We start from the raw sequence: 20,213 nt of genomic DNA, 5'->3' as shown, positions 1-20,213 counted from the left end.
TGAAAATATTTTAACTTTAATGTCCTTTATTTGTTAAAAGAGGAAAGAAATACGCAAATAGTATTGCTATTATATAATGTTTTATGGATAAATTTTCATTTCTTGGTAATAGTGAAATAGGTTCTGTTGATGAGCTGTATCAGCAATATCAGCAAGATCCGGAATCGGTTGATACCGAATACCAACGATTTTTTCAGGGCTTTGATTTTGCCATGGCAAACTATCAGCCTTCATCAGGTACCGGACTCGTTGATAAGGAGTTTCTGGTGTTAAACCTGATTCATGGTTATCGTCAGCGCGGTCATTTGTTTACCCAGACGAATCCCGTTCGTCGTCGTCGTAAATATTACCCGACACTGGATATTGAGAATTTTCAACTCAGTGAGGAGGATCTTAGTACGGTATTTCAAGCTGGTAATGAACTGGGTCTGGGGCCTGTTTCGCTGGCCACCATTATTGATCACCTTCAGCAGACCTACTGCCGCTCAGTAGCCGTCGAATACCTTTACATCCGTCACCCGGAAGTATTAAGCTGGATGAAGCAACACATGGAATCGGTGCGTAACACGCCCGATTTTTCGTCTGAAAAAAAGCGACAGATCTTCCATCAGCTGAATAAGGCGGTGGGCTTTGAAGCCTTTATCCATAAGAAGTTTGTGGGTCAAAAACGTTTTTCGCTGGAAGGTTCTGAATCCTTGATACCCGGCTTGCATGCCCTTATTAATAAGGGTGCTGAGCTGGGTGCCGAAGAAGTGGTCATTGGCATGGCGCACCGGGGGCGTTTAAATGTGCTTACCAATATACTTCAAAAGCCCTATAAGAATGTGTTTAAGGAATTTGTGGGCGATGAATATGAGGATGGAATTTCGCTGGGCGATGTGAAATATCACCTGGGCTACTGCAGCGATATTGATACCCTCAGTGGTAAAAGGGTGCGCGTTAATCTGGCGCCCAACCCATCGCACTTGGAGACGGTGGCGCCTGTAATAGAGGGAATTTCGCGCGCTAAAATTGACCATAAATACAATAAGGATTACGATAAAGTAGTCCCCATTGTTATCCATGGTGATGCAGCCATTGCCGGACAGGGTATTGCCTATGAGGTGGTGCAAATGGCGCAGTTGCGGGGTTATAAAACAGGAGGTACTATACATATTGTTATTAATAATCAGGTGGGCTTTACCACCAGCTACCTGGAAGGACGATCCTCCACCTATTGTACCGATGTGGGCAAGGTAACCCGCTCACCTGTATTTCACGTTAACGGCGACGATGCCGAGGCCTTGGTTTACACCGTGGAGCTAGCCATGGAGTACCGTCAGCGTTTTAACGCTGATGTATTTATCGATTTGCTGGCTTACCGTAAATACGGACATAACGAAGGCGATGAGCCACGTTTTACACAGCCGCTGCTTTACAGCGCCATAGCCAAGCACAAGAATACACGTGATATTTATAAGTTAAAATTGCAGGAGCAACAGGTGCTGTCAAAAGAAGAGGCAGCAAAGGAGGAGCAGCGTTTCAATGAAGCCTTGGAGGAGGAATTGGCGGCTTCCAAGAAAATTGATAAGGTGGTAATACAGCGCTTTCTGCATGATGACTGGCGACCCTATCGTTATTCTGAGCCGGTTGATTTTGTGCGATCACCCAATACCGGCATTGAAGAAGGGGTACTTCGCACACTATTGAACCGCATTAATTACCTGCCTGAGGATAAAAGCTTTTTTAAGAAACTACATAAGATTGTTGCTGACCGAAAAGCCATGGTAGAAGGCGACCGACTGGATTGGGCGCTGGGTGAACAGCTGGCCTATGCCTCGCTGGTGACTGAGGGGCATCCGGTGCGACTCAGTGGGCAGGATGCAGAGCGTGGCACCTTTGCACATCGTCATGCTGCGCTTGCCCTGCAGGATAAGGATGAGCGGTACCGACCTTTGCAGCACATATCGCCCGATCAGGCTGATTTTAATGTATATAACTCATTACTATCGGAGTATGGAGTAATGGGCTTTGAGTATGGTTATGCTTTGGCGAAACCTGAAGGGCTTACAATCTGGGAAGCTCAGTTTGGTGATTTTTATAATGTGGCGCAGGTTATCGTCGATCAGTACCTGTCGTCAGCCGAGGAGAAATGGGGGCTTATGAATGGGCTTGTGCTTTTGCTGCCCCATGGCTTTGAAGGGCAGGGGCCTGAGCACTCCAGTGCCCGCGTAGAGCGATTCCTGTCCTTAGCAGCACGTAATAATATGCAGGTGGTGAACTGTACTACGCCGGCCAACTTTTTTCATGTGCTCAGGCGTCAGGTAAAGCGTGCCTTCCGTATACCTTTGGTTGTATTTACGCCCAAGAGCTTGTTGCGTCACCCGCAGTGTGTATCCTCCCTTAATGATTTTGCACAGGGTGGTTTTAAGGAGGTGATAGACGATGAGCAGGTGGATGTGGAGCAGGTAAAGCGCGTGGTATTTTGTACCGGTAAAGTGTACTACGATTTGCTGGCACGCAAGGAAGAGCTGGAGGCCCGAGATGTGGCATTGGTGCGACTGGAACAGATGCATCCTTTCCCCAAAGAGCAGATAGATGCCATTAACAAAAAATACACAAACGCATTGTTGCACTTGTGGGTTCAGGAAGAGCCCGAAAACATGGGAGCCTGGAACTATATTCGCAGTAAGATGACGGATGTGGAAATAGTGCCTGTGGCGCGCATTGCCAGCGGTAGTCCGGCTACCGGGCTTAATGGTCTGCACATGGTGGGTCAGAATGAGATCATCAATAAGGTATTTAAGGCTTGTCATTGCGAGCGTAAGCTTAAGTATTGTGGTTTGCAGTGCGTAACCGGTAAGTCGCGTGCCGAAATATTAAAACAGCATAAGTATTTTGAAGAGAAACCAAGATTTTCCATATAAGAATTAGTAAGCCGTTAAATGTTGGTTGCTATGAGCCCGGAGCCTCTAATCGCCTCTGTGCACGGGCGTCCAACGAAAATAAAGAATCTATGATTATTGAGATAAAAGTGCCCACCCCGGGCGAGTCCATTAACGAAGTAGAGCTGGCCACCTGGATGGTGGCGGATGGCGACATCGTTGAGAAAGACCAGGAGATTGCCGAAATAGAATCGGACAAAGCAACCTTATCGCTTGTAGCCAGCGAAGGAGGTAAGCTTAAGATTATGGTTGAGGCCGGTGAAACGGTGGCAGTGGATAGCGTTGCCTGTACGGTGGATACGGACTTTGCCGGTGAAACGCCTGCGAAAAAGGAGGAGTCTGGACAGACTGCCGATGCTCCGGGAGAAGAAAAAGTAGCCGATAAAAAGTCCAATTCCTTGGAGGATAGTAATGAAATAATTCAGGAAAGTTCCTATCCGAGAGCCAAGGCTACGCCGCTGGCAAAAAAGCAGATGGAGGAGGCAGACCTGGATATTGATCAGGTGGTAAATGGCTTAAAGCGCATCACCACCAAAGAGGTGGAGCGGGTGAAAAGCAGCCCTGCCGGGGTGGATGCCGATGGAGGGCACAGCAATACGGCTTTTATAGCCCCCACGTCCAGCCGTGAAGCAGAGCGTCAGAAGATGAGTAACCTGCGCAAGAAGCTGAGCCAGCGCTTGGTAGCCGTAAAGAATGAAACAGCCATGCTAACAACCTTTAATGAGGTGGATATGTCGGCTGTGATGGCGCTGCGTAAGAAATATCAGCCTCAATTTATAGATAAGCATGGTGTTAAACTGGGTTTTATGTCTTTCTTTATCAAGGCAGCCTCCCTGGCCTTGAAGCATCATCCCATGGTGAATGCCATGATTGACGGTGATGAGATTATGCTCCCCGAATATCACGACATATCGGTGGCTGTTCAGACGCCCAAAGGCTTGATGGTGCCCGTTATCCGTAATGTGGAGGCCCAGGGACTGAACGACATTGAATCAAACCTTAAGCAGCTGGCCGAGAAAGCCCGCAAGGGTAAGATAAGCCTGGAGGAAATGACCGGTGGCACCTTTACAGTAACCAATGGCGGTGTGTTCGGCTCTATGCTAAGTACGCCCATTATCAATCCGCCACAGTCGGCCATTATGGGCATGCATAACATTGTGGAGCGCCCCGTGGCCGTTAATGGACAGGTGGAGATACGCCCCATCATGTACCTTGCGCTGTCTTATGATCATCGCATTATTGACGGTAAAGATTCGGTGGGTTTTCTGGTGAAGGTAAAAGAGATGATTGAAGACCCCGCCAAACTCTTGGCCGGTGGTTTCGACCCCGAGCAGGCTCTGCTGGATATATAATACACGGTAGATACTTTGTAGTGCGTTCAATAAGCTTTAGGGAGCGGTTTTCTAGTGTAAGGTGCTCATAAAGAATCGCTCCGTAAATGTTTAATTATATTGGATTTTTCAGACTTTACTGCTAGTCTGCCCAAAACAAAACGAGCTAACAATACTATGAGTGTGTTAGCTCGTTTGTTGTCTAATAAACTGAAAAATTAATCTGCATAATATACTTAAGATGTTATCTTCGTCGCCCGCCTGTGCTATCACACAAGGTTTCCATTATTCAATGTGAGGGTTGCACATGGGCTTATGAATCTGTATTGATAACAAAGTGTAATAATAAAATTTAGTATTTTAAAGATGAGATTAGTTGATGTTTTTTATGGCATGCTATCGATGCTTGTGCTGTTAGGACTGCAAGCATGTGACCAGGGAGATCAGTTAAAGCGTGTTAATTTTGAAGTGGACAATGTTTCCTTAATTCGCAACCCGGGTATGGGATGGACGATTTATGATGATGCCAATGATCATGTTGCCAATGCCGAAGAATTTTGGCAACAGCAAGATACCATTGCACGCCGCTATGCTACAACGCTTTATGTTAGGTGGCGATGGAGTGATATGGAACCTGAGGAAGGTAAGTATGCCTGGGAGTACGATGAAAATTTTAAAGACCTGATCAAGGGTGCGCTTGACAGGGGACTCAAACTGGCTTTTCGGGTTTATGTGGCGAGTCAGGATAATGAGTATGAGTCAACGCCGGGCTATGTATTTGATGCAGGTGCCAAATACTATATGGGGAAAGGTATAAATGGAGCGGTGCGTTCGCCCTATCCCGATGATCCTATTTTTCAGTCTAAATTTGAAACTTTTGTGAAGGCTTTTGCACGCGAATTTGATGATCCTGCGCGTGTTAATTATGTTGATGGTTACAACTTAGGCTTGTGGGGAGAAGGTCATGGCTTGGTTTTTCAAAAGCGAGAGCGTGCTGTGGAGGTTTTTGACTGGATTACCTCGTTATACGGACAGTCTTTTACGAGGGTGCCTTTGGTGATTACAGTGGCGAGTGAGATTGGACATGAGCAAGAGCTGAAATATGCCATTGAGCGCTATGGGTATGCCATACGTCGCGATGGCTATGCGAGTTGCTGGATGCCCGAAGCCCAACAGACTTTAATACAGGGCTTGTTCCCACAGTGTTTTGTGGTGGCTGAGTGCTGCTATTGGCAGGATCGAACCATTGAGTGGGTCAATAGTGTAGAAAGGGAATTTAAGTGGAACAGTTGGGCTGACTATTATAAGCAGGTGGTAGACCTCGCCCTGAATACTCATGCCAACTATCTGGATTTACGCGAGGCAGTGGAAGCCATTCGCTGGACGGGTGATGCCCCGGAGCAGGTGAAGCGATTTTTGAGTGAAGGGGGGTATCGAATTTACCCTGTCGAGCTTCGCTATCCGCAATCAATACAGCAAGGCGATAGTCTGTGTATTTCTCATAGCTGGACTAATATTGGAGTAGGGGTTTTACCCAATAATAACAGAGCGTGGAACTACAAGTATAAGGTGGCTTTTTGTCTGGAAGACAAAGATGGCAATACTGTTAAGATGTGGTATAGCAGCCAGGCAGAACCATCAGACTGGGTGAATCAAAAGCAGATGCACTATGCCGATCATTTTGCATGCGATGGTTTAAACAGCGGAAAGTATCGTCTTATGGTGGGTATTGTAAATACCCATACCGGTGAGGCAGAAATTACTCTGGCGGTGAAAGAAAGAAAGGAGCAAACCAACTGGTTGCCCCTTGATGAGTTACAAATTCGATAAGACCTACTTCGATTAAATGCGTCTCATCATCTGTTCAACTTCGCGAATCTGTGCAGTCAGCATCTTTTGCTTATCCAGTTTTTTCGTTTCGCGAAGATAATAGGTAGCCAGTTTTTTGTTGCGTTGCGACAAGGAGATGCCTGCCAGATTCAGGTTGGCCATAGCACGGTCGTTACTGGTACGAAGCCCTGTCGAAAGTGCCTTTTTAAGGCTTTTTTCGGCCGGGCTTAATTTTTGCTTTTGCGAGTGCATAAGGCCACGTAGGAAATAAAAATAGGCTTCCTGGTGTTGGGTCATGCGCTCGGGATGTTTTACTTTATTAATCAGTGTTTCGGCGGTAGCAAACTTGTTTTTGCGCACAAAGTAAAAGATTAAAAGGTTCATTTCGTTTTTGAAATGAAAAAGAATGGCGAAGGCACCCAGCAGTACGCTGATGATTCCGGTGCCGGTATAACCTGCAACAAATAATAGGGTGGCAGCCACAAAGAAAACTACCGCAAAAATGAGTCGTATATATTTTGCAATCATAATGGTATTTTTTTAGTTCGCCTGCAAAACAAATCATTTTTTGTCATAAACAAGGGTTTTACAGATGGGTTTTTTCTACACCTAAAAGTGCATAATGTTTATTGGTGGCGGCAACCTTCTGAAACTAAAAAGCATAAGGGCTTATGCTACGATCCATATGCGATGTGGTCAAATCAATGCATCATTAAAGTTTTTGATATTTTGCTAGTTTTGTCCTTCCAAATTCAGAAAAGTCACGTTTAATGCTCATTAGCGATCGGCATATTAAAGAAATTGCGCAGGGAAGCATGTCATCATTTAAATTGTTTTTTGATGCTTTCTACCCTGCGTTAAGTAATTTTTGTGATGAATTTGTCAGAGCTGAGGATGTGGCCTCAGATATTGCTCAGGATGCAATGATCGAGTTTTGGCGCAATCGGCATTCACAGGCATCGCTAAAGCAAGCCAAGGTCTATCTTTATTCCATCTGCCGAAATAAGAGCCTCAACCACTTGCGTCATCAGAAAGTTCAGCAAAAATACAGGAATGAACCGGCTGATGATTATGAACTTGTTGACTTAGCCTATATTGAGGAGGAAGTATTCAATGTGCTGCATATAGCGGTAGGGCAGCTGCCAGAGAGAAGTCAGCACATAATAAAGTTGGCATTGAGGGGCTATGCCAATAGTGAAATTGCCCAGCGTTTAAATATTTCCATTAATACCGTCAAAACACTGAAAAAGAATGCTTACTCCAAGCTTCGTGTACTGTTAAAAGATCATGTGTTTGCCCTGGCGATTCTCAGCGCCCAATTATTCGGATAAATCTGCGGCAACAGGAGAGAAGGTGCATCTGTAACTTCGTCGTTTAGGGAGTGTGTTTTCCGATCCGGATTGTTTTTTTTAGAATATTGCATTTTTTTCACATTTGATTCACCCACCTACCTTCTTTAAGTGTATTAACTCAACAAAGCTATTATAATGAGGATTTTGGAGGTAGATAGTCAGCGTATTATTCAGTTAATTACCAAGGAGATGAGTTGGGAGTTAACGGAAGCAGAACAAATGCTGTTGAATGATTGGCTTAATGAATCGATCAATCATCAATTGCTCTATCAAAAGATCAGAGCTGAGGGATTTGTTGAAACCCGAAAGGCAGCTATGGCACGCTTTAATGCAGATGAAGCCTGGGAGAAAGTACAGTTAAAAGCTACGCCGGAGAAATCTGTACCTGTTCATAATAAGGCACTGTGGAAAGCTGTCTCAGTCGCTGGGTCTATCCTGATTGTCATAGGTATTTATTGGCTATTGAATACTTATAGTCAGGTTGAAAAGGCAGTTCCTTTGCAAGTGAAGGAAGCTATTCAACCGGGCGCTAACAAGGCTGTTTTAACCTTAGCCAATGGTCAATCGCTTGAGCTGGGAGAGAATGACACTACTATCCGCCTTCGTAATACGCAACTTACCATTGATGCCAACAGGCTTAGCTATCGGCAAGATACCAGGGAAACAAGTGAAATAAAGTATAACACCTTACGCACACCTCGTGGTGGTGAATATCAGTTGTGCTTAGCCGATGGAACGCATGTTTGGCTCAATGCTGATTCAGAGCTACGTTATCCCGAGCATTTTGCAGCCAATGACAGAACTGTATATGTTAAGGGGGAGGCTTATTTTGAGGTGGCACCTAACAGCGAGAAACCGTTTTATGTGTATTCGGGCGATAACAGAATAAGAGTATTGGGTACTGCGTTCAATATCCGGGCCTATGGCGCCGGTAAGGCCGATTATGTGACACTTTGTGAAGGCAGCATTGCTTTGTGCTCAAATGGGAGCAGCGATATTTTAAAGCCCAACCAGCAGGCGGTAATAAGCTCCGATGAAACGGTGATAAAGGAAGTGGATGCAGCGCAGTATACAGCCTGGAAAGACGGAATGTTTATGTATCGCCGGGCTACTTTGGAGCTTATCTTAGCTGACCTGTCGCGCTGGTACAATACCAATGTTTTTTATACCAATCAACAAATTAAGTATAGTGAATATTCCCTGTACCTGAAACGTTATGAGAATATTACCAGTATTCTTGAAATGCTTGAGGCAACGGGAGAAATATCCTTTAAAATAGATAACAACAACATAGTGGTGAGTCCCACTCAAAAAAACTAGGGAGTGTTACCAGCACTCCCCAGTGAGTTAATTAAAGCCAATAACGGGTTGGCTCAATGTTAAATGCAAAATCAAAAGTATGAAAAAAATGTTACACCTCCTGATGCATTCGCGCAAAAGAGAGGAGAAGTGGATGAGAGTTATGAAACTAACGTCAGTTTTTTTGCTGGCTGCCTTTATCCAGGTGAGTGCCAGTGTGTACTCGCAAGGACAAAAGGTCACAATTAAAGAAAAAGGCATCAGCCTCGAACAGCTTTTGTGGAAAATTCAAAGTGAAACCAGGTTTGTGTTTGTATTCAGTCAGGAACATGTGAGTAATTTTGACAATCTGGAAGTAAATGTGAGTGGTGATTTGGAAGATATTCTGAATGAGATACTCGTTGATAAAGGCTTGACCTATGAAAAAAAGAATGATGCCTTTATCATCAAAAAAGCACCACCTGTAGTAAAACAGAGTGTGCAACAACCTGAGAAAAATGTAACCATTACCGGTAAAGTGACGGATCAGAACGGCGTGCCTTTGCCCGGAGTTGCTGTTATGTTGGAGAACACTACGATTGGAACAGCCACCGATATAAACGGGGAGTTTGCATTACAATACCCAAGCGATCAGGAAGCACCGGTTCTGTTCATTAGCATGTTGGGCTTTGACACGGTAACAGAGCTTATTGGTGATAAATCACAATTTAACATCACCCTAAGCGAAACTATATCCGGTTTAAATGAAGTGGTTGTTACCGGTTATCAAACAATTTCTAAAGAACGCTCAACAGGTTCTTACTCTATTGTAGACGAAAAAGAACTGGAAACACAGATTGTATCGGACATTACAACCGCTTTAGAAGGGAAGGTGGCTGGTCTTAACTCCTACAAGGGAGAGTTGGTGATCAGAGGCAAAGGAACATTTGGTAATGATAACAGCCCCTTAGTAGTTGTGGATGGTATACCAACAGCGAGTGGTTTCTCTGCCATTAATGTGCATGATATTGAGTCTGTAACCGTACTAAAAGATGCGGCTGCAGCGTCTATTTACGGTGCCAAATCGGCCAATGGTGTTGTTGTAGTAACCACCAAAAAGGCCAAAAAGGGAACGACAGAGGTTGATTTTAGTGCCGATTGGACGGTGACCGATAAGCCGGATCTTGATTACTTTAACTATGCATCGTCCAGCGATGTGATTGATTATGAGTTGTATTATTTAAAAAATAATCCACACTATCAGGAAAATCCTATCAGCTATTTTAATACATTGGATACCGAGCAGCGGGTATACTCAAAAGCGGTGAACTATTATAAACTGCTGGCCAATGGCGAGATGACCCAAAACGAGGTTGATGGCAAAATTAATGCCTTAAGAGGTATAGACTATCGAAGCAAATACCGCGATGAAGTATATCAAAACCCGCTGAGGCAGCAATATAATCTGACATTCCGAAACGCTGGTGAAAAATCAAACCTGGTGCTTTCGGCCAATGCCACCACCAATAAATTGTTGGTTCAAAATGAAAATAATGGCGCTTATAACTTTTATCTTAAAAATCAGCTCCAATTAACAGACTGGTTTTCACTGAGCTATGGCGGTAATTTGTCCTTTAATAAATCTAAAAATCATGCTGCGCTTAAAGGAATGACCGATGCCATGCCTTACGAACAGATGCATGATGCCGATGGCAATCCCCTTCGTTATTACAAGTATAATTTCAAACGTCTTTCTGAGATTCAGCAGATTGATGGAATGCACGACATTGGATATAATGTGTTGGAAGAGTTGGACAAGGATTATAGAAAAACCAACAAACAAAATATACGCCTCTTTATTGATGCAAACGTTAAGCTTTTTAAAGGCTTAAGTTACTCAACTAAGTTTCAGTACGAGACTATTAAACGAGAAGAAAGCAGATACGCTGAGAAAGAGAGTTTTAAGATGCGCGAGATGATTAATCGCTATGCGGTTTTGAATAATCAATCATTAAATTATTACGTTCCGAATAATGGAGCATTGCAGCGTGTTTTTACCGGTTATGATAATTATACTTTTCGGAACCAGTTGAACTTCGATCGTACTTTTTCAGAAGATCATAATGTTACCGCCATTGTAGGTACAGAAATCATGGAAAATTCACTTAAATATCAGCGCACTACTGTTTATGGTTATGACGATAAAATTTTATCGACCGAATACATGGACTGGGAGGCACTGGTTAACGGGGTTCCGGGTGAATTATATAATCTAAACAGCCAGCGCTTGTCGCCCGATGATTATCTTAACGAAGAAACGCATCGCTTCTTCTCCATGTATGCCAATGCAGCCTATACCTTGCGCCATAAATATAATTTTACTGCCAGTGTACGGGTAGACCAGGCCGATTTGTTTGGTTCCGATCCGAAGTACCGCTACCGTCCATTGTGGTCTTTTGGTGCCGGCTGGAACCTGTCAGAGGAAGATTTTCTCTCATATACCGATTGGTTAAACATGCTAAAGCTAAGAGGATCGTATGGAGTGAATGGTCATGTCGATCAATCAACCAGTCCCTACTTGTTGGCTTCGCTAATGAACAACTATAAAACAGGGAATATGGCTGCTTTTATTCTTTCACCACCCAATGCTTTGTTGCGATGGGAGAAAACCAGCACCTACAATATTGGGGTGGATTTTGCCATGTTTAATAACCGCCTGATTGGAGCGCTTGATGCTTACTACAGGAAAAGTACGGATCTGTTGGCCAATAAAAAACTGGATCCGGCAACGGGTTTTCCAAGTGCCAAGGTCAATAATGGAGCTATGACGAACAGGGGTTTTGAGCTCTCCATTGCCTACGATTGGTTTAGAAATAATGACTTTAGCTGGAACACTTCATTGGTGTATTCCCACAATAAAAATGAAATTGACAAGGTTAATTTCGAAGTTATTGACGGAAACAATCTCTTGAAGTTCCCCAAAGATTATTATCTGGAAGGAGAGGCTTTTAACTCGATTTATGCTTTCCGTTATGCCGGGCTAACTGACGAGGGTGACCCTTCGGTGTATGATGCCGATGGCAATGTTGTAGCCAATGATCAAATGAATGATCCGGATGCGATGGTGCGTGTGGGTCAAATCGATCCGGTATTTAATGGCTCTGTGAATAACCACTTAAGGTATAAAAACCTTGAGCTGTCTGCCTTGGTGATTTTTTACGGAGGACACAAACTACGCCAGGACGTGACCCCACTGTATGATCGTATTTCTGATGGAAATATCCATAAAGATGTGGCCAATGCGTGGACACCTGAAAATACTGATACGAACATTCCGCGAATGGCTACCTACAGCTATAATAGCTTTCGTGAGGCGCACTGGAAGTATGCCGATATACACGTGAAAGATGCTGATTTTATCAAATTGCGAAACGTTACACTGGCGTATAGCTTACCAGAACATATAGCTAAAAAATTCCACGCACGCCACTTGCAAATCAAGGGGCAGGTAACAAATCCACTCTATTGGAGTGCGGCAGGCAACAATATAGATCCGGAAGCTTATATGGCTAATAATGGCTATCGCTTATTCCCTCAAATGCCGTCCTGGTCGGTGGGAGTAAAGCTTGGATTTTAATCGATATTATAAAATTTATGGTTTCCGCGCATAGTGGAAGAAGCTATAAATGAGTAGGAGTAAGAATCGCGAAAAGAAATAAAAATGAAGAAAATAAATATCATATATATCGCCTTTTTGGGTGTTCTGTTGATGGCTTGTGATAACTATCTGGACATAGAACCTAAAAAACGCAAACTGTTGGAAACTGCAGAAGAGTTCTCGGCTCTGTTAGAGAATGATATGTACTTTGATTTTCCGCACAACGATATCGGTTATTTAACGGGCGAACGCTTTGTGATGAGTGAAAGTTGGTTAACCGAGGATAATTATCCGGTGATTAAGGCCAATGTTACATTTGATGAGCGTGCCGATCGTGCCAAGTTTATCGAGACCGACCGGTTGTACAACAGCTGTTATAAGAGAATCTCGAACTATAATATCGTCATCGAAAATATTGATGAATCAGAAGGCGATACCGATTTAAAGCAACAAGTTAAAGCACAGGCGCAGATTTTACGCGCCTACAATTACTTCTTTCTGGTTAATTTTTATGCCAAGCATTACCAGGCCAGCTCTGCGTCCAATGATAATGGCATTATCCTTACCTTTGAATTGGATTTGGAGTCGGTGCTTAAACAGTACAGCGTGCAGGAGGTGTACGAGGCCATTGGGCGGGATATAGAAGCAGCCATCGAGTGGTTGCCTGAAACACCCAATAATACATTTCGTCCGGGCAAAGCCTTTGGTTATGCACTAAAAGCAAAGGTGCATTTATTTAAAAAGGAATTTGACAAGGCATTGGTTGCCGCTGATCAGTCGCTGAGCTATAACGACTATATTTTTGATATGGTTGACTATGCCAACCAAACAGCAGGTAACCCATTTGCAGTTCGTGTAGGATACGAAATGGGCGAACATAACCTTTTTAGATATGGATGGAATTCTATGGGGCTATACTTTTCGGTGGTGAGTCCTGAATTTGTTCAGAATTTTGAAACCGGAGACTTGCGTTTGGAATTATTTTTCAGACACAACCCTAACCTTATCGAAGGCTGTATGTTTTATAGTTTAATGAACTTTGCTTTTGAGCCAAATCCCGGTGGCTTAAGGTCGGTGGAAGCCTTGCTGATGAAAGCCGAATGTTTGGCCAGACAGGGCGAAGTTGATGCTGCGATGGACTTAGTGAATCAATTGCGTGCAAAGCGCATCCGACCCGAAAATTACGTGCCGCTTACTGCTGCCAACACGCAGGAATCCATGGCTGTTATCATTGATGAAAGAGCTCGTGAGTTGAACCTGACACCCAATAGATACTGGGATTTAAGGCGCTTAAATACTGAGCCGGAGTATGCGGTAACTTTAACACGTACATACAAGGGACAAACCTACACTTTAGAGCCAGAGTCGCACCTTTATATTCATCCGTTTTCTGTTGAAGCATTGTCAAGAAATGTGAATTTAAAGCAAAATTCAAAATAGAAATCTAATTAAGGGCCGGGCAAAGGAAGGGTAGTAATTAACATAAAGGGGATGTTAGTATTACCTGCTTTGCCCGGCTTTTGTTGTTAGCTGTACCGCAAAATATACAGCTTCAATAAAGGTCGATTTCCTTATTTACCAATCAAAAAAATATTACTTAATGAAAACAATATTTAAAGCAGCGCTAGTGTGCTTAATCAGCGCCATTTGCTTATTCTCATGTAAAGAAGACACGAGTAATTACGCCCAGATAACAGGTACTTTCAATGGAGAGGCTAAAGATAAAGAAATACACCTGTGCAAGGTGGAGCATGGAACTACGCATACTGTTTCAACAAGCATGCTGAATGAAAAGGGAGAGTTTGGTTTTGCATGCCCGGTTGATGAACCTGGATTATACGTAATTAATGTAATGTGGAGTAGCGTTCAGCGTCCTGTTAGGCAGGAGCATAATCTCAAACGCTTCTATCTCGATAAAGGTGTTAATATAGATATTCACCTGGAAGAGGGGAGTTACCAACTGGTAAAAAGTAATTGTGCAAAGAATAAATTATTAAGTGAGTGGAATGAAATAGCCGATTCTATTTTTACCTATTCTCATGGTTTTCAATACAATTTATTGTCTTACGAAGACTTTTTCCCGGTTTTGCCTGAGTTTGTAGATCAGGCCGACAAATTTAAGTATCTGATAAGTACCAATGATGCTTCTTTCGATGAGTTGTTGGGTTTAATGGTGGATTTAGATCTTAAGTTTGCGGCGGTTAATTTTCTGTTTACTCCGCAGCAAAAGCATCCAAGCATAGATCTGTATCCGGACTATTACAAGCAGATACTGAACGAAAAAGCAAATGATACAGAGCGCCTGCTTGAATTGGCCAATACGCGTGAATTTATGCGTACTTATTCTATGTATAAAGTGATGAATTCGGGTTTGAATTTGTCAAATGCCCAGCAGCGGCTTGAAGCCCAATTGGCTACGGTGGAAAACGAGCTGCTGAAGGGCTATTTTGCCATTGATAACATTCAGCGCTATAAAACATACGATGATAAATATCTGAATTATAAACAGCTTGTTTCGTCATACTTGTCAACGCCGTACCTAAAGGAACAGGCAGAAGCTCATGAGATTAGTATTCGTAATTTTAAAGAAGGGAAGTTGGGCTTCAACTTTAAGGCGCAAGATGTGAATGGCAAATTTCATGAGTTTTCTGATTTTAAAGGGACTTTGGTATATATTGACTTGTGGGCAACCTGGTGTGGTCCTTGTAAGGCAGAAATTCCCGCTTTGCAAGCGTTGGAGAAAAAATTTCACGGACAACCCGTTACTTTCGTGAGTCTGTCATTGGATAAGGCCAAAGATATTGAAAAGTGGCGTTCTTTTGTAAAAGATAACAGCCTGACAGGGGTGCAGCTCATCGCCGATGATGACTTTGATTCGCCAGTGGCAACGGCTTATGGTATCAATCGCATTCCTCGTTTTATGCTATTCGATAAAGAAGGTGTAATTATCTCAGCAGATGCTCCTCGTCCCTCTGATAAAGGATTAGAGAGTTTGCTGATGAAACACCTTAATTAATCAGTAGCCATAAGCTCTGTAGCTTATATTTTATCAATCAACAGGTATCCACCAGGTATAAGCCCATTCGCTTAATACTTTGGTAGCAAATCCGGTTTTAAAAACATCAAGAATGAAATTGTTACTATTATCCGCAATTATACTGTTGAGTACATATCAACTTAATGCACAAAAGGCCGAGCAGATTAAGTTTCAAAGTATTGGTTTTGAAGAAGCATTGACTCTTGCTAAGAAAGAAGGGAAGGGGGTATTGGTGAATTACTCAACTAAAGGATGCGTTCCTTGCCGACAAATGGAGGCCAATGTATATACCAATGCTTCTTTGGCCAGCTATGTAAATAAGCATTTTATCAGTTTAAAGCTCGATCCGGTAAAAGACAGTCAGTTAAGGCAGATGGCCCGAGAACAGCATCAGGTAAAAGGGTTTCCTACGCTCATCTTTTTTAATGCCGAGGGTATGATATTAACCCGAAACACCGGTTTTATGGATGCTGAAACCATGCAAAAGCTGGCAGATGAGGCGATAAAGCACAGTAGCTTCATCAAAAAATGATAATGCAGCACATTTACCTCAGGCGACAGCCTGGGGTAATATGCGCTAGCAGAGCATTCAATAAGTTTTAGGGAACGGTTCTTTATAAGCATCTTACGCAAGAGAGCCATCCCCTAAATACTTAATTAAAATGGAACTTACTACTAGTTCCCGATGGCTTATTATAGTCACATCCTGTTTTAATCCACTAGGTTTTGAGCAATGAGCTCTGCAATATCCATATTAGTTACTTCCGCTTCCTTATTAGCAAATTTAATCCCATCACTTAGCATGGTCATGCAAAACGGACAGGCAGTAGCCACGATATTCGCCCCGGTTGCCAACACATCGGCCGTACGTTCTTCATATACTTCTTTATGCCCCTTTTCCGCTTCCTTAAACATTTGCGCCCCGCCAGCCCCGCAACAAAGCGAGAAACTCTTAGCGCGTTTCATCTCCCGGTAATCAATTTTAAACTGGCTAATCACCTTACGAGGCGCTTCGTAAATACCATTTCCGCGTCCGAGGTAACAGGGATCGTGATAGGTAATACGTTTATTCTTCAAGCCTTCCTGATTAACCAGAATCTGACCACTGTCGACCAGCTGGTTAATAAACGCTGAATAATGGATGACTTCATAGTCGCCCCCCAGTTCGGGGTATTCGTTTTTGAGGATGTTGAAACAGTGCGGACAGATGCAAATGACCTTCTTCACGCCATAGCCATTAAGCGTTTCGATGACCTGCATGGCTTGCATCTGAAACAACATTTCGTTACCAGCCCGTTTAGCCGGATCGCCCGTACAGGTTTCTTCAGTGCCTAAAACGGCATAATCCACCTTTGCCGCATTGAGTATTTGCGCAAAGGCGCGCGTCACCTTCTGGTAACGTTTATCAAAGGCACCGGCACAGCCCACCCAAAACAGGTATTCCGGCTGATGCCCTTGTGCACTTACTTCTGCCATTATTGGCACATCTATCTTCGTCATGCGTGTGATTTACGATTAAAAATGCTTTAGGCCTCTGTCCATTTCAAGCGGTCTTCGGCCGAATACTTCCAGGGAGCCCCGTTGTTTTCGATATTGGCAAACATGGCATTAAGTTCATCCGGGGCAGCGCCCTCTTCCAACACCAGGTAACGGCGCATATCCATTATCAGGTTCGGATGACTGATATTTAAAGGGCATTCCTGGGCGCAGGCATTACAGGTGGTACAGGCCCATAGCTCTTCCTTAGAGATATAATCGCCCAACAGGAATTTACCCGAGCCATTCTTACTTTTATCGTCCATCCGGGCCCGAATATCAACAAAGATTTTTCGTGGCGATAATAGTTTACCTGTAATATTGGCCGGGCACACCTCCGTACAACGCCCACATTGGGTACATGTCAATGCATCCATATAGTTTTTCCAGGTGATGTCCTCCACATCCTTCACGCCAAAACGCTGGGCTTGTTCCGGTGGTGTTGCATCAGAAGCATTACCACTCAGCATCAGCGCCACCTCTTTTTGTACTTCAGGCATCGAAGGCAGATAGGTCAACGGATTCAGGTTACTAAAAAACACATTGGGCAAGGACATGAACACATGAAAATGCTTGGAGTAAGGCAGGTAGTTGGCAAAAATAAAGATGAGCAAAATGTGCGACCACCAATAAAACTTATACATCACTTCAGCATTAACTGTTGATAAATCGAAATAGGGCAATAACCAGGCCGATATTGGATAGGCACCCGGCAAGGCATCACCATGCAGATACAGATCGGTCATATTGAGTCCAATCAACGACAGCATCAGTAGCATGATAAAACCCAAGGCAATGGCGGCATCCGTTTTATTGGCTTTGGTCAGCTCAACTCCATCGAACCGCCGGATATGCATCAACAGGCGACGCGCCAGAAACAGAACAATGCCGGCCAGCACCACATAGGCAAAAATATCGCCGCTGGCAGCAATCAAAGTATAGAAAGGCCCCAGAATGCTCAATGAGCGATGCCAGCCTGACACCCCATCAATCACCATCTCAAGGCTTCCGATGGTAATCACGATAAAACCCCAGAACACGAGGGCATGCATCAGGCCGATGAAGGGCTTGCGCAGAATCTTAGTTTGTCCCAAAGCGACTGTTGCGGTTAAGCGCAGGCGTTTCATCACCTGTCCGTCGAACGCCACCTCCCGGGTTCGGGCAAAATTTGCGCGTATCTGCCAGAATGAACGTAGCAAAACCGCCATGGCGGCAATGAGTAGTATGGTAAAAACAAGTTGATTCATAAATAAGTTAAATAGTTTTTAGGCAGTAGCCAGTAGTTTTATATTGAGATATGAGTATTTCAGACTTGTTTTCATCTGTTCAAATTTATTTTTCAATGGTCAGATGGAACTCCCAAAAGATTAGATCATCCGCCTGTGTGTCAATATGGATAATCAAATTTATATGGTCGTTTCATATATTATTAGTTTGATAGTTGGTAGACAGAGGGTAGAAGGCAGAAGTTTACTTTTTCTCGTGCATATGCTTCCTGAACACCTCATTTAGCTCCGGAACAATCTGAAAAGCATCGCCCACCAGGCCGTAGTCGGCCACCTCAAAAATGGGCGCTTCGGGGTCGGAGTTAATGCCCACAATGCACTTGGCGCCACTCACCCCGGCCACATGCTGAATAGCACCGGATATGCCAATGGCAAAATAGATGTTCGGGGCAATAATCTTACCTGTTTGTCCCACGTGTTCATCGGCCGGCCGCCAGCCATCATCGGCCACGGGTCGACTACAAGCCGTTGCGGCTCCCAGCGTGGCAGCCAGTTCCTCCAGCATGGCAAAATTCTCAGACGAGCGCATGCCCCGTCCGCCACTTACAACAATATCGGCATCTGCCAGCTGCACCCCTTCCTCACTCAACTGTTTGCCAACCAATTCCAATCGTGAGTCAGGCTCTTCAATATGTGGTTCGAAGCTTTGTATCTCCAGGTCCTGGGCATTTTCCGGTAAGCCAAAACTATTGAGCATGGGCGTCAGAATAACGCGTTCGGTATGGGCTGTTACCGTTGCAATGGCCTTGCCTGTAAAGGCTCGCTTCTTAACGGTGAATGGTTCAAACGATGAAGGCAAATCCAATACCTGTGGAATAAAACCGGCTCTTAAGCGCACTGACAGGCGAGGTGCAATGGCTTTTCCCTGCGCATTATCGGGAAACAGAATGTATTTGGCATCCGTTTTATTCACTGCCTGCTCCACAATACGCGTATAAACGCGGTTCACCCGTTGATTGTATTGCTCATCATCTACTTTAAGCACACGGCTCATGCCATAGTTACCTAATTTTTTCAATTCACCATCGGCCATGGTACCAATTACCAAACCTGTCACGTCAAGGTTCAAGGCATCAGCCATCGCTTTGGCATAAGCGCTTAGTTCAAGGCTCTGCTTTTTTAGCTGTCCCCCAACATTTCTGATATATACGAGTATCGACATAGTCCTGATTTAAGATGTTAATAATGGTGTGATTGATTCTGGCGATATATTTTTAAGTGTGTTAGAGGAGTTTTGCCTCGTCACTCAGGCTTCGCACTAACTCTTCCGGCGTGTTAAGCATCTTCACCCGGCCTTTGGCTGGCGGAGCAGCATACTCAACAAACTCCACCAGAGGCTCAACTTCTATGGCTGGAATCACATCCAATGGCTTGCTTCGGGCCGTCATGATCCCACGCATATTGGGTATCTTAGGCACACGGGCGAAGCCTTTTTGCACAATCAAAACGGCCGGTCCATCCACTTTTACCTGCTCTTTGCCATTGGCCACATCACGCTGGTAAACTGGTGCGTCCCCATCAAACTGAACAGAAGATACCGAAGACACCGAAGCATAATCCAACAGTTCGGCCAGCATACCGCCCACGGCCGCCTCGTTGTAATCGCCCGACTCAATGCCGCAAACAATAAACCCACAATCTTTTCCTTGTAGATAGGTTGCCAGCTGAGTGGCTGTCTGAAAGGCATCCAGCGGTTCCACATCAATTCGGGTGGCTTTATCAGCGCCAATAGCCAATCCTTTGCGAAGGATGGGTTCGCAGCGCACCCCACCAACCATTACTATCTCCACCTCATCCACAGGCGATGCGGCGTCGTACTTCAGTTCAACAGCACGCGTTAAGGCCAACTCGTCCCATGGATTAATTACCCACTGGATGCTTGCATCATCCAACTGGGTATTAGCTTCCTTAAAACGTATTTTGGTGGTGGTATCAGGTACATAACTCATGCAAACGAATACTCTCATGGTTCTTGTTTTAG

At 44.1% G+C, this 20,213-nt stretch carries 14 protein-coding genes; 9 read left to right on the top strand and 5 right to left on the bottom strand.

Going from position 1 to position 20,213, the window contains the following annotated elements; genetic code table 11:
* Positions 1-83: 83 nt before the first annotated feature.
* The 3 genes from ACRD7A_RS04355 (at position 84) to ACRD7A_RS04345 (ending at position 6,085) form a co-directional block, all read left to right on the top strand.
* Positions 84-2,906, top strand: a complete 2,823-nt coding sequence (locus tag ACRD7A_RS04355) for a 2-oxoglutarate dehydrogenase E1 component (protein ID WP_430811188.1) — start codon at positions 84-86, stop codon at positions 2,904-2,906.
* An 89-nt stretch (positions 2,907-2,995) separates the two neighbouring features.
* A complete protein-coding gene (gene odhB, locus ACRD7A_RS04350) occupies positions 2,996-4,276 on the top strand; it encodes a 2-oxoglutarate dehydrogenase complex dihydrolipoyllysine-residue succinyltransferase (protein ID WP_430811187.1) in 1,281 nt (426 codons plus the stop codon).
* 345 nt (positions 4,277-4,621) lie between these two features.
* Positions 4,622-6,085 carry a hypothetical protein gene (locus tag ACRD7A_RS04345; protein ID WP_430811186.1) on the top strand — a complete coding sequence of 488 codons (1,464 nt, stop codon included), beginning with the start codon at positions 4,622-4,624 and terminating at the stop codon, positions 6,083-6,085.
* A gap of 12 nt (positions 6,086-6,097) precedes the next feature.
* Here the strand turns inward: ACRD7A_RS04345 and ACRD7A_RS04340 are convergent, their stop codons facing one another.
* A complete protein-coding gene (locus ACRD7A_RS04340) occupies positions 6,098-6,613 on the bottom strand; it encodes a hypothetical protein (RefSeq protein WP_430811185.1) in 516 nt (171 codons plus the stop codon).
* A 242-nt stretch (positions 6,614-6,855) separates the two neighbouring features.
* Between ACRD7A_RS04340 and ACRD7A_RS04335 the strand changes: the two genes are divergently transcribed.
* From ACRD7A_RS04335 to ACRD7A_RS04310, 6 genes are all read left to right on the top strand, one after another.
* The gene (locus ACRD7A_RS04335; RefSeq protein WP_430811184.1) at positions 6,856-7,416 is read left to right on the top strand and encodes a sigma-70 family RNA polymerase sigma factor; all 561 of its coding nucleotides are present in this window, start codon (positions 6,856-6,858) and stop codon (positions 7,414-7,416) included.
* Between the two features lie 156 nt (positions 7,417-7,572).
* Positions 7,573-8,757 (top strand): FecR family protein, encoded by a 1,185-nt coding sequence (locus ACRD7A_RS04330; protein ID WP_430811183.1) that lies wholly within the window; start codon positions 7,573-7,575, stop codon positions 8,755-8,757.
* Positions 8,758-8,836: 79 nt separating this feature from the next.
* Positions 8,837-12,352, top strand: coding sequence for a SusC/RagA family TonB-linked outer membrane protein (locus tag ACRD7A_RS04325; protein ID WP_430811182.1), 3,516 nt, complete (start codon positions 8,837-8,839; stop codon positions 12,350-12,352).
* Positions 12,353-12,436: 84 nt separating this feature from the next.
* The gene (locus tag ACRD7A_RS04320) at positions 12,437-13,813 is read left to right on the top strand and encodes a RagB/SusD family nutrient uptake outer membrane protein (RefSeq protein ID WP_430811181.1); all 1,377 of its coding nucleotides are present in this window, start codon (positions 12,437-12,439) and stop codon (positions 13,811-13,813) included.
* A 160-nt stretch (positions 13,814-13,973) separates the two neighbouring features.
* Positions 13,974-15,389 (top strand): TlpA family protein disulfide reductase, encoded by a 1,416-nt coding sequence (locus tag ACRD7A_RS04315; protein WP_430811180.1) that lies wholly within the window; start codon positions 13,974-13,976, stop codon positions 15,387-15,389.
* 112 nt (positions 15,390-15,501) lie between these two features.
* Positions 15,502-15,942: a thioredoxin family protein gene (locus tag ACRD7A_RS04310; RefSeq protein ID WP_430811179.1), complete on the top strand. Its 441-nt coding sequence runs from the start codon at positions 15,502-15,504 to the stop codon at positions 15,940-15,942.
* 179 nt (positions 15,943-16,121) lie between these two features.
* Here the strand turns inward: ACRD7A_RS04310 and ACRD7A_RS04305 are convergent, their stop codons facing one another.
* From ACRD7A_RS04305 to ACRD7A_RS04290, 4 genes are all read right to left on the bottom strand, one after another.
* Positions 16,122-16,910, bottom strand: a complete 789-nt coding sequence (locus ACRD7A_RS04305; protein ID WP_430811178.1) for a (Fe-S)-binding protein — start codon at positions 16,908-16,910, stop codon at positions 16,122-16,124.
* 26 nt (positions 16,911-16,936) lie between these two features.
* Positions 16,937-18,193 carry a 4Fe-4S dicluster domain-containing protein gene (locus tag ACRD7A_RS04300; protein ID WP_430811177.1) on the bottom strand — a complete coding sequence of 419 codons (1,257 nt, stop codon included), beginning with the start codon at positions 18,191-18,193 and terminating at the stop codon, positions 16,937-16,939.
* Between the two features lie 223 nt (positions 18,194-18,416).
* A complete protein-coding gene (locus tag ACRD7A_RS04295) occupies positions 18,417-19,394 on the bottom strand; it encodes an electron transfer flavoprotein subunit alpha/FixB family protein (protein WP_430811176.1) in 978 nt (325 codons plus the stop codon).
* Positions 19,395-19,455: 61 nt separating this feature from the next.
* On the bottom strand, positions 19,456-20,199 hold the full coding sequence (locus tag ACRD7A_RS04290; protein WP_430811175.1) for an electron transfer flavoprotein subunit beta/FixA family protein: 744 nt from the start codon (positions 20,197-20,199) through the stop codon (positions 19,456-19,458).
* Positions 20,200-20,213 lie beyond the last annotated feature (14 nt).

Origin of the sequence: Carboxylicivirga longa, from assembly GCF_050589825.1 — a bacterium.
Taxonomy (GTDB): Bacteria; Bacteroidota; Bacteroidia; order Bacteroidales; family Marinilabiliaceae; genus Carboxylicivirga; species Carboxylicivirga longa.
This window is presented reverse-complemented; position numbering and strand designations above follow the sequence as displayed.